13 protein-coding genes and 1 pseudogene are annotated in these 14270 nt (G+C 71.2%); all 14 read right to left on the bottom strand.

The genetic code is table 11. The features are described from left to right. Positions 1-226 precede the first annotated feature (226 nt). Positions 227-1258, bottom strand: a complete 1032-nt coding sequence (locus tag QZ607_RS24605) for a reverse transcriptase domain-containing protein (protein ID WP_295888538.1) — start codon at positions 1256-1258, stop codon at positions 227-229. 20 nt (positions 1259-1278) lie between these two features. Continuing rightward, entirely contained in the window at positions 1279-2361 is a 1083-nt protein-coding gene (cas1, locus tag QZ607_RS24600; RefSeq protein WP_295888536.1) for a CRISPR-associated endonuclease Cas1, read from the bottom strand. A 187-nt stretch (positions 2362-2548) separates the two neighbouring features. Next, a complete protein-coding gene (gene cas2 / locus QZ607_RS24595; RefSeq protein WP_295888533.1) occupies positions 2549-2953 on the bottom strand; it encodes a CRISPR-associated endonuclease Cas2 in 405 nt (134 codons plus the stop codon). Positions 2954-3099: 146 nt separating this feature from the next. Further along, the gene (locus QZ607_RS24590; RefSeq protein ID WP_295888530.1) at positions 3100-3384 is read right to left on the bottom strand and encodes a CRISPR-associated endonuclease Cas2; all 285 of its coding nucleotides are present in this window, start codon (positions 3382-3384) and stop codon (positions 3100-3102) included. Between the two features lie 15 nt (positions 3385-3399). After that, the gene (locus tag QZ607_RS24585; RefSeq protein WP_295888528.1) at positions 3400-4002 is read right to left on the bottom strand and encodes a hypothetical protein; all 603 of its coding nucleotides are present in this window, start codon (positions 4000-4002) and stop codon (positions 3400-3402) included. A gap of 71 nt (positions 4003-4073) precedes the next feature. After that, entirely contained in the window at positions 4074-5198 is a 1125-nt protein-coding gene (locus QZ607_RS24580; protein ID WP_295888526.1) for a hypothetical protein, read from the bottom strand. Positions 5199-5453: 255 nt separating this feature from the next. Next, complete coding sequence (csx15, locus tag QZ607_RS24575) at positions 5454-5924, bottom strand: CRISPR-associated protein Csx15 (RefSeq protein ID WP_295888523.1); 471 nt, start codon at positions 5922-5924, stop codon at positions 5454-5456. A gap of 46 nt (positions 5925-5970) precedes the next feature. Further along, positions 5971-6102 (bottom strand): annotated as a pseudogene (locus tag QZ607_RS26010) (hypothetical protein); the annotation flags it as partial. Positions 6103-6168: 66 nt separating this feature from the next. Further along, a complete protein-coding gene (locus QZ607_RS24570; protein WP_295888521.1) occupies positions 6169-8439 on the bottom strand; it encodes a TIGR03986 family CRISPR-associated RAMP protein in 2271 nt (756 codons plus the stop codon). Between the two features lies 1 nt (position 8440). Next, the gene (locus QZ607_RS24565) at positions 8441-8962 is read right to left on the bottom strand and encodes a hypothetical protein (protein WP_295888519.1); all 522 of its coding nucleotides are present in this window, start codon (positions 8960-8962) and stop codon (positions 8441-8443) included. Continuing rightward, on the bottom strand, positions 8959-10491 hold the full coding sequence (locus tag QZ607_RS24560; protein WP_295888517.1) for an RAMP superfamily CRISPR-associated protein: 1533 nt from the start codon (positions 10489-10491) through the stop codon (positions 8959-8961). The genes QZ607_RS24565 and QZ607_RS24560 overlap by 4 nt, the downstream gene beginning before the upstream one ends. After that, complete coding sequence (locus QZ607_RS24555; RefSeq protein ID WP_295888515.1) at positions 10488-12038, bottom strand: hypothetical protein; 1551 nt, start codon at positions 12036-12038, stop codon at positions 10488-10490. The genes QZ607_RS24560 and QZ607_RS24555 overlap by 4 nt, the downstream gene beginning before the upstream one ends. A gap of 4 nt (positions 12039-12042) precedes the next feature. Next, a complete protein-coding gene (locus QZ607_RS24550; protein WP_295888514.1) occupies positions 12043-12633 on the bottom strand; it encodes an RAMP superfamily CRISPR-associated protein in 591 nt (196 codons plus the stop codon). Further along, a partial coding sequence (locus QZ607_RS24545) for a hypothetical protein (protein WP_295888512.1) occupies positions 12630-14270 on the bottom strand: 1641 nt, incomplete at its 5' end. The genes QZ607_RS24545 and QZ607_RS24550, both read right to left, overlap by 4 nt.

The raw sequence follows: 14270 nt of genomic DNA, 5'->3' as shown, positions 1-14270 counted from the left end.
TGTCTCAATCCCCTTCATAACGGGTCATCGGTCGGACCCCCTTCCGTGCAGCAAATCTTCAGCGTTTTCCGAAGGTTGCGGCGTCCCGTGGAGCGTCGAAGCCTGGCCGAAAAAAGTTAGCTGCAGATTTGTCACGAATCGCTGTCGGTTTGGACAGTGAAATTGGTAGGTGCCGATGCTCAGTGTAGCTGCTTGACGGGAGGCTGCAACCCCTGTGCGGGTTGGCTCAGCGTCGGTTGCGCGGCTGTTTTGGCTGAGGCGGGTGTTGGGGGTGCCGTGCCCTGCGCGTGCCGCTGCGGTGGTGGTCTGTTTTGAGTGCCTTGCCGGGCGGCGGGGGGCGTTGGGCTTTGGGTCTGGTGCCGGCGGCCCGGGCGTGGGGCGGCTTGCGGCGCGTCGGGGCTTTGGTCGGCAGCGGGTTGGCGGTATTCGCGTCCGGCAGGCGTTGGCCGAGGAATTCGACTTGCGGGTGGCTGCGGACCACGCGGGTCTTCTGCGGGTGCAGGTCGAGGTCGAGTCCGCGCAAGGCCTGCTCGGCGACGACGAGGGCGGCCTGGGCTTGGGCTTCGGTCTCGGTGAAGAGCAGGAAGTCGTCGGCGTAGCGCACGAAGGGGATGTGCCTGTCGGCGAGGGCTGCGTCGAAGGGGTGGAGGTAGAGATTGCAGCAGAGTGGGCTGAGGATGGCGCCTTGGGGGATACCGCGGGCCTTGCCGAGCAGGCTGGTGTGGGCGGCGCCGGCGTCGATCCATTGGTGGATCAGCGCGGTGAGGGGCTTGTCGCGCACGAAGCGCTCGATGCAGCGCTTGAGGGGGCCGTGTGGGATGTTGTCGAAGAAGCCGTGGATGTCGGCGTCCACCAGCCAGTGCAGGCCGCAGCGGATGCGCTCGCGGGTGCGCTCCAGGGCCATGTCAACGTTGCGGCGCGGCCGGTAGGCATAGCTGTCGTGGTGGAACAGGCGCTCTGCCCGCGGTTCCAGCACCAGCTGCACGGCCTTTTGAAGGAGCTTGTCGCGCAGACACAGGGCGGTGAGCACACGCCGGCGGCCGTCGGCCTTGGCGATACTGAAGCGGCGCAGCGGCGCCGGGCGGTAGCGACCGAAGGCGACCTCGTCGCGCAGGGTCAGGATGTGGCGCAGGGCGTCGCGCTCCATGTCGGCGCGGGGGATGCCGGCGTCCCAGACGGCATGGTCGGTGGACAGGGCTTTCCAGGCACGGTTCAGGGTGTCGGGTGCCAGCACCTGCTGGAAGAGGGGCTGCTTCATGCGGATCGATCCTCCCGTGGTCAGTCGCCGGCGCGCAGGTGCGGGCGGAGCCATTCGCGCAGGGCCTCCACGCGCCAGCGGCACTGGCGCGGTAGGCTGTGGTCCTGCGGCTCGGCGGTGGTGGGTGCGGTGGTCGCGTCGGTGTCGGCTGCCTGGGTGGGCGGTGCCGGTTGGGATCGCGCCGGGGCCGGCGGCGGCAGCAGCTGCGGCCAGTCTCCGCGGGCCAAGGCCCAGCGCTGATAGAAGACGCCGCGGGCGGGCTTGGCGAGGCGGCAGCCTTCCGCCGGGCTGTTGCTGAAGTCGGTCCGGTCCAGCCAGTCGAAGAGGAGGCCGATGGCAACCAGGTCCACGGCGGGGCGCAGTGCCTCCATCAGGTCCAGCACCAGGGATTCGCGGCCGGGCACGGTGCCGTGCAGGAAGCCGCGCGCCGGGTCCAGGCCGGCCTGCTGCACGGCGCCGAGCACCTCGCCGGCGAGGAGCGTATAGCCCAGCGAGAGGAGGGCGTTCAGCGGGTCGCGCGGTGGCCGCCGGTTGCGGCCACCGAAGCCCCAGTCCGTCGGCAGCCAGGCGGCGAGCCAGCGGTACCAGGCCGCGGCGGCGGCGCCCTCAGCGCCCATGAGTGCGGCTGGGGTGCGGGCGCGGTCGATGCGGTCCTGGCCGTCGTTGAGGGCGCGCTCCAGGGGGCTGAGGTCGGCGGCGGTCGGCAGCGGCGGCGGCAGACCGCTCAGGTGTCGGGCGGCCTGCATCTGGGCGCGCAGCTTGGCGCGCAGCAGATGTGCGCTGATGCGCAGGGCGGCGGCGGGGTCGTCGGCGGCGCGGTGCTGGGCAGCGCGCAGCTCGATGGTGCCGCCGAGTGCAGCGCCGATCATGGCGGTGGCGCCGCGGCCGCGGCCCGGCTGCAGCACTGCCGGCACGCCGCGCTCGGCCAGGGCGCGCCAGACGTCACAGCTGACGCGCGGTGCGCCGTGGACGATGACCTGGCCGACGACGCCGAGGGGAATGTGCGCCGGCGGTGCATCGCCGTGCTTGACGCGCAATGCGCGGCCATCGAGTCGGACGTCGGTGTCGCGGCGGTCCAGGACCAGGATGAGGTCGGTGGGCATGTGGTGCTCTCCAGGCTGTGGGCGCGCGGCCGTCGGCGCGCTGCACCAGGCGCGTTGCGCCTGGTGTGCGTCGGGGTGATTCCGGCTTGTGTCGCCGCACTGACAGGCTGGGCGGCGGCGCCTGCCTCTGTTCCGGGCTGGGCCGAGCAGGCTTGGGCCGCTCCGGCAGTGGCCGGCGCCGCCGGGCTCATTGCGGCGCCCGGGCGCCGGCGCCGGGGTCGCGCCCGAGCAGGCGCTGCCAGAGGCCGGGGCGGCGCGGCCGGGGCCGGGGTGGCGGGCGCCTGGGGCTGCGCTCGCCGGTGATCGGCGGCGGTGCGTCGCGGAGCACGCCCTGCTGGAGGGCGCTCTGCCCGTGAAGCCAAAGCTCGGCGGGGTCCGCTACCGGGTAGGCGCGCAGGTCGTCCTCGGTCGGCTCCATCAGCTCGGCGAGCTCGTCGAGGAGGCTGCACAGCGCCGTCTCGCTGCCGAACAGCAGGAAGACGGACTGCTGCATGGCGATGCCCTCGCGGCGCAGCCGCCGGTGCACCCGGCGCAGGCGTCGGGGCTCGGCGATGTCGTAGGCGAGCAGGAACCAGTCTTTGCGGTGTTGCATGGTGTTGGTGCGCGGTGGTGAAGGCGTTGGTCCGGACGACCCCGGTCAGGGGTTTTGCGCCTGCGCCGATGCCGGCTCAGACTTCGGCTCGGCTGCGTGCACGGCGCACGCTCAATGCACCCGCAGCCTGCGTGCAAGGCGCACGCTCAATGCACCCGCAGCAGGCTCGGGCGCTGGCTGTCGGTGCGGCCGAGGCCGCGGGCGTGCATGCCGCGCCGCGGCGGCAGCCAGGCAAGCAGGAGCCGGTCCGTGTCGGGGTCGATCTGCTCGCCCAGCTGTATGAAGAGCTCGGCCGCCTCCGCGTCGCTCAGCAGGCACTCGTGCACGGATTTCTGCCCGTCCAGGCGCCACTCCCGCAGCACCTTGAGCACCGCCCGGCGGGTGCGGTTGCTGGCGATGTCATAGGCGATGACGGCGATGCGACGCTGCATGGTGGTGGCCCGCCGTCAGCCGCCGTCGCGGTGCACGCGCTCGCGGATGATGTCGATGAAGTCATCCGTCAGGTCTGCGAGCATGTCGTGGAAGCGGTCCACGGCCTCTTCCAGGCGCTGCTCCTCGCGCTCGCGGATGCGCGGCACCTTGAGCCGGGTCATGGCGTCGAAGCGGCGCTCCAGCTGGGCGTGGAAGCGCTCGGCGCAATCGTCCATGGCCACCTGGAGCAGCAGCTTTTGCTCGGCAAAGAACTCCTGGCGCTTGCGCCGGATCTCGCCCTTGCCGGTGACCAGGGCGTGGTTGCAGATTTCCTCGATGGCCTGGAGCTTGGTCTCTACGGCCATCTCCAGCGCCCGGCGGCGGTAGTCGAAGCCGATCTCCAGCTGCTGCAGCTCGGCACCGCGCACGGCGCGCTCCACCTCGCCGGGGAAGAGCCGTGCCACCAGGTTGCCGTGGGCGCGGTCAAGGGCCTGGTCCACCAGTGTGTGGTTGTCGCGCAGGTAGGGCCGCGCGGGCTCGGGCTCGCGCTCCAGCAGGTGGTCCTGGCGGTCGGTGCGCTGCGGCAGCTGGACATCGGCGTTGCCGTGGTTGCGGGGGTCGTCGTCGAATCGGCTCATGGGGGGTCTCCGTTCGGGTGGTACTTGCGTGGCTCGGACAGCGCTCCGGCCGGCGGCCGGGGCGATGACCATTACACCGGCTGCGGGGCGTCGGTGTCCGGGCTCGCAACCTTGCCGCCGGCCAGTTCGTGCAGGTCGTCCTCGATGCGCCGGCGGCGGCGGCGGACCTTGGCCTTGGTCACGGCCTCGTCCAGGTCGAAGCCGGCCAGCTGGGCGGCGGTCTCGGCCCGCTTCTCGCGCAGGCCCAGGTCCAGGCGCTGCTCGGCGTGGAACACGGGCAGACGCGCCAGAGTGAGGTGCTCGAAGGCAACGACGATGCCGAGCTCCAGGGTCACGCTCAGGAACAGCGAGAAGACGAACACCAGCAACAGGGTGTCCGGCTCGTGCTCCAGCACCGCGCCCAGTACGCTCGCGAAGGCGTGCGCCTGCGGGTGCTCGGCGCGGCGATCACCGCGGTAGTCGTCGGCGCGGATGGCGGCGCTCTGCTCGGCGTGGCGCTGCCGGGCGGCGTCGGTCTGCGCGGTGGCGGTGCGGTCGATGCGCGCCAGCAGCTCGGCGCGCTGCTGTGCCTGCTGCTCGGCGAGCCGCGCACGGGCGGCGGCCCAGTCTGCCTTCTCCTGCTGCAGCCGCTCGGCGAGGGCGCGGTAGCGCGGGCCCTCGAAGACGCCGCCCTGCACGTTGTCCATCTCGCGGCTCAGCTGCTGCTCCAGGTCTGCAATGACGGGCTCGAAGCGCCGGCGCAGGTCGGCGCGGTCGTGCTCGCCCTGACGGTCCAGGGCCGCCAGCGCCTGGGCGCGGCGCTCCTCGGCGCGGGCTTCGATGCGCACCAATGCGCGGTCGCGCTCCGCCTGCGCAGCCACCAGGTCCGCCCGGCGCGTCTCCTCCATGGCGGGGCGGTCCAGTCGCTCGGCCAGGAACATCACCGAGCAGGCTGCGGACAGCACCACCAGCGCCAAGCGGAAGCCCACGGCGATGGCCTGCACGCCGGGCGGGTAGGGCACGCGGGTCTGGCCGCGCAGGATGCGGTAGAGCACGATGGCGAGCACCTTGCTCGCCTCCAGGCCGCCCGCGAGCGCGAAGCCCAGGAGCGGGTTGTCGAAGAAGGCGCTCAGCACCAGCGCCTGCAACAGGAAGGACACGCCGAACAGGGTCAGACCCGCCAGCAACTGGGCGCTCCAACTGAGCTTCTGATACATGGGGCTTGGCTCCTACGTGAAATGACGTGGAGCCAAGCCTACGGATCAGCGGCGGGAAGTCCGCTTTGGCAAGGTTGCGGCGTGGTCGGGGGAGACCTTGTTGCCGAACGGCGAACGAGAGCCGAGTCCCAACCGACAAGGGCACCGGGTCGAGGGTTGCTCAGGATGCGGGTGCCTCAGGCTTGGGGGGCAGTGACCACGACCTCTTCGGCTCATGCTGCCGCTGTGGCCGGACTGGCTGCGCAGGCGCCGGGCTCAACGTCGTTGCCGGGCCTGGTTGCGGATGTCCTGCAGCTTGAGCAACTCCGCGAACAGAAAGCGGGTGTTGTCCTCGGGAGCACGGCGCAGCCGCAGGATGCTGGGGAAATGGCCGGCACGGCCGTGCACTTCGGCGATGAGGCCGGCGGCGATGTACGCGAAGGCCGGGACGTTGACGATCAGCGGCAGGGTTTGCCAATCGTCCTCGCTGAGTCCCGCAGCGTCGACGATTTCCGAGATTTGCTCGGCAAAGCCACGATCATCGTCGAAGTGCACATCCACCTTGATGACCTCCGCCACCCAGATACCGGTTTCCGCGCGCAGTCCGACGAGCTGTTCCGGCGTCACCGGGTGCGCGAAGTTCACCAACACGGCCGGCGACGGTCTCGGGGTCTTGGTCGATGCCGCAGATGGCGGCATCGAGCACCGAGCCATCAGCATCTGCCGCGGGGCGATTGCGCCGATCACGGACGCCGATGACGATGTAACCGACGCCGCCCGGCGTGTTCGCCATGGCGGTGATGAGCTGTGCGAGGCGTGTTCGGCTGGGCCGTGCGCTCAGATCGAGCTGCGCTTTGAATTCGATTTTGCGCGCCTCGCGACCGCTGATGATCCAGGGTTCGAGCTTGTGCCACAGGCTGTGCATGGATGGGTGCTCCGGGCGTGGATGTCGATGCGGATGGGCCGGCATCCGGTGGCTTGCGAACCTGGGTCAGGTGCCCTTGCCGCGGCGGATCGCAGCGATGGCGTCCCGGCGCTTCTTTTCCCGCTTTTCGCGCTTTTTCTTGTCGCCGCCGTCGTGCCAGCCGATGGCCGGGTTGTCGTAGGCGGCGGTCAGGAGGTCGGCGGCGCGTTCCCGCTCGGCGGCGTCCGGCCAGCCGGGCGCGCCGTTGGTCAAGGCGTTCAGGGCCGATTTGAGGTTGTCGCGCTCGGTTTGGGTCTTGCGCCCTGCGTCGTCGAGCGCCAGGAATGCCTCGACCGCGCGCTCGGCATCGTGCAGCAGCTTGCCTTCTGCGGACAAGCCCTCGTAGGCCGCCTTGGCCGCCGCTTCGTCCGCTTGCCGGCGCCGCTCCGCTTCCTTGCGCTCGCGCTCCGCACGGCGGCGCTCTGCCTCCTCCTTGCGTTTGCGCTCCTGCTCGGCCCACAGCGGTGGATGCTCTGCTTGGGCGTAGCCCGGCAGCACCAGGCGGAGGTCTTTGGCCTTCTTGAAGTCGTTCTCCTGTTCGGTATCGAGGCGCATGTGCCGGCGTTGGCTGGCGGCCAGCGGGGCCTTGTCGGGGTCCGCCATGGCCAGCAGGGTGCAAATCTGCTCGCTGTCGCGCCAGCGCCCAGACCCGGGACAACCGCGGCTGTAGGCGCCCTCCATCTGCTCAACGAAGGCGTCCATGCAGGTCTGCCACACCGGCGGGGTCGCCGCAGGGTCGTTCGGGCGCAGGTCGGCGGCGTCGATACGGATGCCGATCTGGCCGAAGCCGAACGGCTTGCCCATGCCGAGCCCGTGGCGCAGGTCGGCATTGCCGGCCCAGGTCAGGGCCCAGCAGAGCGCGCCGAGCTCGGCGCGCCTGAGGTTGTGGAAGGTCACACGCGTGCTGAAGCGGGTGCCGGCAGGAAGCGGGTGCAGGATGGTCTGTACCGCCGGATTACCTTGCTGCTGCTCGGTCAGCGGCTGTACGCGCGCCTGGCCCGAGCGCGCCGGGTAGCGCTTCCAGCCGCGGATGCGGCAGCCCGGATCCATCAGCGTGCTGTAGCCCTGGTTTGCCGGAATGGCATTGTTCTGGGCGCGGGACTGGCGAATGTAGTTCGGGTAGTAGGTGGGCTTGGGGCCGTTGAGGATGGTCGGGCCATGGGTCTCCGGCGGCTGCGGGTCGCGGGCGACGGCATGGTGCAGGCTCACGCGGCCGCGCAGGCAGTCCGCCGGCTCGTCGCTCACCTGACCGAAGATCAGGGTCGCCAGGTCCGGGGGGCCGTCATGCTGGTGGCGAGGGTGCATGGCCTGCTGGATGGAGTGGCGATACGGCAGTTTGAACATCAGCGCCAGGCCCAGGGCGGCGACGGTGTTGGGTCGGTCGTCTTCGGTGAGATAGAACACCGGCACCCGCGGTTGGTCGCGCCAGTCGTCCCAGGCGGTGCGCTGGGCGTTCTCGGTGCGCGCGTCATGGATGTCGAGGAAACCCCGAAAGATCGGCTCCGGGACCGGCAGCCAGCGTGCTTCTGGGCTGTGGAAGATGAACTCCAGGTGCTTTTTCGGGCTCGGCTGGCCGGTGAAGACCAGCGTGCCCTCGGTGCTGCCGGCGCCGAGCTGCGATGCCTTCGAGTAGACCAGATGGTTGCCATTGCTGTGTGGGTAAGGCTGCTCAGGACCGGGCGTGAAGCGCACCTCGAGTGGCCGTTGCCAGGCGGCGTATTTGTCCTGCGCGGTGGAGCGGTCTTGCCTGCTGACCCAGGGTGCGGCGTGGTATGCGCAAAGATCGTTGTACTCAACGCGGGAGAGGCCGCAGGGCTGAATGACCCAGCCACCGCGGTCCGGGTCGAAGGACAACCAGCCGGCCTGGGACTTCGCCCGATAGGTCTTCGAGCCCACCGTGGCGGTCATGCGTCTGCGGTAGAAGTCTTGCGCCCCCGGCGTCAGGTCGCGCACACCAAGGCGCTGATCGTCCACCAGCGCCATGCGCGAGAAGCTTGCGATCTCGACCACGTTGCGCAGCATGCCCTTCAGGGCCGTCGCCGGCAGCGCATAGCGGCCGTCCGGGAGCTGATAGGGATGGACGTCGCCCGGCGCGTCATCGTTCGCGGCCTCGCCGGGGGCGTGCTCGCGGCCCACCAGCACCGGGGTGTGGGCGGTCACGGTGAGGTCCAGGTGACCGCTGAGGCCGTCGCGGAAGGGGAGATCGTGGGAGACGCGCTGCCCCCAGTCCGGCAGATAGACCCAGTCGGCGAGCGGAACGAAGTTGTAGGGTGCGTCGATGCTTTGCGGGAGAGGCATGTCAGCGGTCCTGTTGGTCCTGTAGGTTCGGCGTGCGGTCGGCGGGGGCGAAGCCGGTGAAGGCCGCAAAGTACGGGCGCAGGCCGAGCTCCGGCTCGCGGCGCCAGTAACGCCGATAGCACAGGGCGCCCGGGGCGCGGGCGGTGGCGAGCCGTTGCAGGTCCTCGGCGAGCAGCGCCTCGCTGGAGGCGTCTGCGGGGTTTGGTGTCGCGGTGACCAGCAGCAGGCCATTGCCGGTCTGGCGCAGCAGCAGCGAGCGGCGGTCTGTGGTCACGGCTTCCGCGGCGAGCAGGCCACCCCAGTCGGGCGCCGAGGCCGGCAACTCGCCGTTGTCGAAGCACAGCACCTGGGACTGGAACTGGAGCCAGCCGGCGTGGGGCCGGTCGGCGACCAGGGCCTGCCAGGCGGCGTCCGGGTCTGCACAGGGCGTTGGTGTCAGCGCGAGCGTCGCCGGCTCCAGGTGGGGCAGCCCGTGGCGCTGGGCGATCTCCGCGTAAGCGGTGAGCAGGGTATCGGGGCTCATGCGGCATCCTCCCCAGCGGCAAGGTCCGCGGTCGCGTCGGCTGCGTCCGCTGCGTCCGCCGGCGGGTCTTGGCGGTCGAGCCATGACCGGGTGGCCTCGCTCGGCACGCCGGTGAAGGCGCCGTGGCCCTTGGTGACGCCGCCGCCGAGGGCGAGACGCCCCTCGCACAGGTCGCGCAGGGCGCGGGCGAAGGCGCGCCGGGCCAGAGCGTCGGCGTCCTCGAAGCCCGGCAGCAGCGTCAGGCGCAGCGCGATGGGTTTGCGATAGATCAGCTCCTCGGTGAACAGCATGCGCTTGCGCACGCCGCCGGTGAAACGGTCCAACGCATTGTGGATCATGGTGTGAAGGTGCGCCTGGACCTCGGCGATGGGCAGCTCGATATGCGCGTCCTCGAACAGCACCAGCCCGGCGTGGCCGTCGCCGGTGCGGGCGCCGCCGCTGTCGTCGCGATCCTTGGCATGGCCGAAGATCGCCCGCACGCCGTCGCAATGCACGGACTTGTCCCAGCCGGCGACGGTCTCGGCGTCGAGGTCGTCGGCGAAGCTGCCGGCGAGGGCGTTCCAGTGAAAGGCGGTGCGGTGGGCCAGCGCGCCCTTGATGGACGAGCCCGGGGCCAGGGCGGCGCGGGTGTCGATGACGGCGCGGCCGTCTTGCCACCGCACGACGGGCTCCAGCTTCGGCAGCAGGTCCGCGGTCCTGGCGCTGCCGGACAGGGCGCGGCTGCCCTGGCCGAAGCGCCAGAAGTCCCAGGGCTTGAGCTGGATCGTCAGTGTCGCGGCGTCGGCTTCCGACGTGCTCGATGCTGCGACGTCCTGCGCGGCGAGACCGTCCAGGTCGCCAAGGCCGGTGCCGAGGGCGCAGAAGGCGGCGATATCCTGCGCATCGGTCAGGTCGAAGGACGCACTGTGCAGGCGCACCAAGGTCATTGCACCCAGCCCCGCGCGGGTGCCGCCGCCGAGGCGCAGCCGCGGGTCGGCGAGGAGTCGGAGCAGGCGCGCCCAGTCCGGGTCGGCCTTGCGCGTGGACCACAGCCGCAGCTCACCGCTGAAGCGGTTGCCGGGGGCTGCCAGGCCACGGTCGAACTTGCCACCCTTGGCCGAGACGCCGCGATGATCGAGCCGCACGCGGTCGCGGAACAGGGGGTCATCCAGGCCGGCGCGGCTCGCCTGAAGCAGCGGATCACTGCGCAGCTGTCGCTCGCCGTCGGCATCGCAGAGCAGGCCCTCGACGGGCCGGCCTGTGCGGTCCTGGAGCCGGCAGGCGGCCACTTCGAGCCGGGACGCGTCACCCGTGTTGCGCCGTTGGTGGCCGAACAGCTCCGCCGCGGCCGTCGCGCCACCCTGGTCCGCCCACAGGTGACGCAGCACCCCGGCGAGCGAGGTGCCTGGGATCATCGCCAGGCCGTTGGCGTCGCGGACGATCGGGTGGTCGTGGACGCCGTCGGGTCCGCCGATGCCGATGGACAGGGCCGAGCGGGCCTCGAGCGTGAAGCGGGCGATGTGCAGGACGCTGTTGTCGAGACGGTTCATGCGGAGCCCTCCGCGGTGTGCTCAGGACGGTGTTCGGTGCCGGCGACGGCCTGTGCGGCATGTGCGAACAGGCGCAGCGCGGCGATGTCGGGCAGGCTCGGCAGCGCGCTGTCGCGCAGCCAGTCCCGGATGGAGCGCTCGCCGCCGGCGTCGCGAAAACGATCCTGCCAGCCTTCGGCGGCGGCGCGGCAGATGGCATCGGCGCCGTCGAACAGTGCCGCGCGGGCGGCATTGAGGCTCGACTGCGTACGGGCCAGCTCCAGCACGCTGCCCCACTGGGCCGGCGACGGGCCCACGGGCAGGTGGTCCGGGACGGCGCCATAGGCGCGGGCCAGCCGGCAGATGCGCGCAAGCTCGAGTGCCTGCGCGCGGGCAGCGCGCTCGGCGGCACGGCGGGCGGCACCGCTGCGGCGGCGGCGCTCCAGCCAGGTGATGAGGGGGTCGTCAGGGCGTGAGGGCGCGGGTTTCGGTTGCGCTGACACCGCCGGGGCAAACACCGGCGTTGCATCGCCGTTGGCATCGGCGAGCAGCTCCGGGTCGATGCAGACCCGGCCGAGCCCCTGCTCCCGGTGCAGCCCGATGCCGCCCACGATGTGCGCGCGCTCAGCCGGGGTCAGTGGCGGGTCGATGCCCGAAAACGTGATGACGCTGCCGCGGCGGATCACCTGGCGCTGAACATCGAAGGCGCGGCGGTGCGCGTTCCAGGGGGCATAGCGGCGAACGCGCAGGAAGCTGCGCGCGGCGTCGAAGGCGCCCCGGCCGAGGCCGAATCGGCTGGGCTCGGGCGTCAGCGTCGGTTGACCATGGGCGTCGATCAGGGCCAGGTCGGACAGGCACCACAGGGTCAGGTCCGCTGCGGGGGGCGTCGCGGCCGGCGCTGGGATGGGCTGGATGGGCTCGGCCCGGACGCGTCCGTACTCGGCGGAGCGGGAGCGCCCGAGCAGCAGCTCCACCGGGCCGTCGAACAGTTCCGCGACGCTCGCCCAGAGGGACGCGGGCAAGGCCGGATCGGCCTCGATGGTGGCGGCGTACACCTGGCCGGCGGCAATGGCCTCGTAGCCGAACAGCTGCGACTCGGCGACACGGCCGGTACCGGGGTCGATGGCGGTCTTCATGCGCAGCGCCCGCCGCATGCTGAGTCGCCGGCCGTCCGCGGTGACGAAGCCGTGGCGGAGCTGTTGCGGCTGCACGCCCTCGCTGAAGCGGCCGTGTTGCAGGTTGCGCAGGTGTTCCGGGCACAGTCGACCATGCTCATCCGTGGGGTCAGTGCCTTTGATCTTGTGCCAGCACAGCGGCATCGGCCAGCCCGGCGAGCCGTCCGCGAGGGGCACGCCGTCGCCGAAGCGCAGCGCGCCGCTGTGGAACAGCCGATAGGCATCGGTGCGGGAAAGCCCGCTGTAGAGGCGGCCAGCGACGGCGCCGAGCAGCATCGCACCAGGGATGAAATCCAGCGATGCATGACCGCCTTCGGTGGCCGGGCTGGCGCTGGCCACGAGGTCGTCGAGCAGCGTCAGGCGCAGGTCGAGCTGATGGGCTTGCGGGTCCATGGTGTCAGTCCTCCTGCGTCAGAGTCAGCACGGCACGGCCGAAGCCCCGGGTTCGGGAAGCGCCAACGGCGTTGACGAGCGGCAGCACCCCCGCGAGCCGGTCGGGCCAGTCCGGCACCGGTGCGACGCCGGGGACCTCGCTGATGTGTGCGGCGAGGGTCAGGGGCACGACAACCTGCATGCCGCGCAGGGTGCGGCCGAGGGCAACGCCCGTGCTGTCGTCGATGGCGGTGCTGAAGTGCTCGCGGAACAGGCCGTCGCGCAGCGGCGCGCCTTCGTCGCCGGCCAGATAGGCACGCACCGCCTCCGGCAGTGTCGCGTCGGAGACGCGCAGCAGACCGGGCGTCGAATGCTGCTCGTCGTCGGCCTTGGTGCCGAACAGCGCGTCGGTGCTGCCGGCGGGGACTTGGGTCCAGCCCCAGTGCTCGGCACGCCAGAGGGCATCTCTAAGCAGGCCCTTAAGCGTTCTGCCCGGCAGCCGGGGGCAGCCGTCGGCGCCCACATGGGCGCGCGCGTCGAGGTGGAAGCCGCTCGCCGCACCGGTGCCGGGGTGCCAGTCGCCGCGAATGTCGATGCTGAGTCGGGCTGCGCTCATGCCGCTGCCTCCAGGTCGGCCGCGCCGGCTTCGCCATGCGTGCCCTGAGTGATGGCGAGCAAGGTTGCGACATCGCCCAAAGGCGTCTTCCGTGGCGGCGCGGCGGACACCGGCAGGTCCGGGTCCAGCGCGCCACAGAGCCGTTGCAGGTGCCCCATCATCTCGGCCAGCGCGGCCGGGTTGCGGTCGTCCATCACCTCGCGCCAGCGGTGGTAGCGCCGTTGAGCGTCGTCGTGGTCCTGACCGAGCAGGGTCAGGAACTGGCGGGCGGGTCCGCGGGCCATGTCCTCGCGGCCGAGCAGGCGGGCCAGTGCCTCCAGCTCCGCAAGCGCCGGCAGGCCGGAGGCGGGGGCTGTATCCAGGCCGTAGGCTCCCAGGGTGGTCTGCACCGGCGCGTCCGCCGGGCCGCAGGTGCGCTCGGTGAGCAGGATCTGCCGATAGTCGCCGTGGACGGCGCTGGTCACCCGGTGGAACGCGAGCGTCGGCGGCACACGATCCCCGGCCGCCTTCTGCTTGCCCTGCTGCTTCGCCAGCGCGGCGACGGACTCGGCCAGCTCGTGGCTCAGGTGGAAGGGATGATTCGACTTCACGAAGGCGATGCCGCCGCCCGCGGTGAGTGCCTCCGGGATGCCGGTGACCTTCGGAAAGCGCTGCCGCAGGTTGGCGAGTGCCTCGGCGCTGGTGGTCTCGAACACCGTTAGGAAGCGTCGAGCGAAGGGAATGGCAAGGTCGCCGCGGAGCAGAATGGTCAGGTCGTCGCCGCCGAGCACGATGGGCCGGGCCGCAAGGGTCCGGTCCCGATGCGTCCGGTCCGCAAGCTCAGCGGAGCGATGATCGCGTTCCGTCAGCAGGACGTCCTTGGTGGCGATGCGGGCGGCTTCCACGGTGGCCGCGGCGATGGCATCGGAGAAGGCGCGAAACAGGGGCACGAACACTGTTGGGTCGTGTTTGACGTGGCTCCCCAGGGCTTTGATCACGGCGCCGAGGCCATTGCCGTCGGCGTGCAGCAGGCCGAGCCAGCGGTTGTCCGGCAGGAAGGGGAAGCCGGGCTCGCCCGTCTCCGGCTCGAAGTCCAGCGTGGCCGGCCAGTGCGTCAGCGGCTCGTCCGCGGCGAAGCGCTTGGCAAGACGCTGACCGCGCCAGAAGCGCTCCAGCCCGAAGCGCGCCGTCGCCTCGTCCTGGAGGCCGAGCAGGCGGTGCCCCTTGACCGCCGGCTCGCCGGTGCGGCGGGCGTAGCGGCTCACCGGTGTGCCGGCCGGCAGCACGGACGCCGGACGGTTGCGCGCCGCCTCCAGCTTGCGACGGGCATCCAGATAGGCGGCATAGTCATCGTCGCCTTCGCCCGCGGCGAGTACGAAGTCAAGACCCGGTGCGTACTGCCGCACCGTCAGTGACCAGAGATCCAGCAGGCGCTCGCGGGCCTTCTGGTCGTCGGTGAACAAATAGACGGCGCCGCCGGCGCAGCGCGACCAGCGGACGTCCGCGTCCGCCACGAGCCCGAGCGCCTGCAAGGCGTCTTGGAACAGCGCGGGCGTCAGGGAATCGAGCAGCTCTGACGCACCGACGACGTGGCGCAGCCGGCCGGAGCGCAGGATGTATTCCTGGATCGACTTGGCCTCGAAGAGGCAGGCGTACGA

It is taken from the genome of uncultured Thiohalocapsa sp. (assembly GCF_913063425.1).
Classification (GTDB): domain Bacteria; phylum Pseudomonadota; class Gammaproteobacteria; order Chromatiales; family Chromatiaceae; genus Thiohalocapsa.
This window is presented reverse-complemented; position numbering and strand designations above follow the sequence as displayed.

Excerpts from the sequence above, each read along its gene's own strand:
- QZ607_RS24605 (WP_295888538.1), bottom strand. The coding sequence starts at position 1,258 with ATGAAGCAGCCCCTCTTCCAGCAGGTGCTGGCACCCGACACCCTGAAC.
- cas1 (WP_295888536.1), bottom strand. The coding sequence starts at position 2,361 with ATGCCCACCGACCTCATCCTGGTCCTGGACCGCCGCGACACCGACGTC.
- cas2 (WP_295888533.1), bottom strand. The coding sequence starts at position 2,953 with ATGCAACACCGCAAAGACTGGTTCCTGCTCGCCTACGACATCGCCGAG.
- QZ607_RS24590 (WP_295888530.1), bottom strand. The coding sequence starts at position 3,384 with ATGCAGCGTCGCATCGCCGTCATCGCCTATGACATCGCCAGCAACCGC.
- QZ607_RS24585 (WP_295888528.1), bottom strand. The coding sequence starts at position 4,002 with ATGAGCCGATTCGACGACGACCCCCGCAACCACGGCAACGCCGATGTC.
- QZ607_RS24580 (WP_295888526.1), bottom strand. The coding sequence starts at position 5,198 with ATGTATCAGAAGCTCAGTTGGAGCGCCCAGTTGCTGGCGGGTCTGACC.
- QZ607_RS24570 (WP_295888521.1), bottom strand. The coding sequence starts at position 8,439 with ATGCCTCTCCCGCAAAGCATCGACGCACCCTACAACTTCGTTCCGCTC.
- QZ607_RS24565 (WP_295888519.1), bottom strand. The coding sequence starts at position 8,962 with ATGAGCCCCGATACCCTGCTCACCGCTTACGCGGAGATCGCCCAGCGC.
- QZ607_RS24560 (WP_295888517.1), bottom strand. The coding sequence starts at position 10,491 with ATGAACCGTCTCGACAACAGCGTCCTGCACATCGCCCGCTTCACGCTC.
- QZ607_RS24555 (WP_295888515.1), bottom strand. The coding sequence starts at position 12,038 with ATGGACCCGCAAGCCCATCAGCTCGACCTGCGCCTGACGCTGCTCGAC.
- QZ607_RS24550 (WP_295888514.1), bottom strand. The coding sequence starts at position 12,633 with ATGAGCGCAGCCCGACTCAGCATCGACATTCGCGGCGACTGGCACCCC.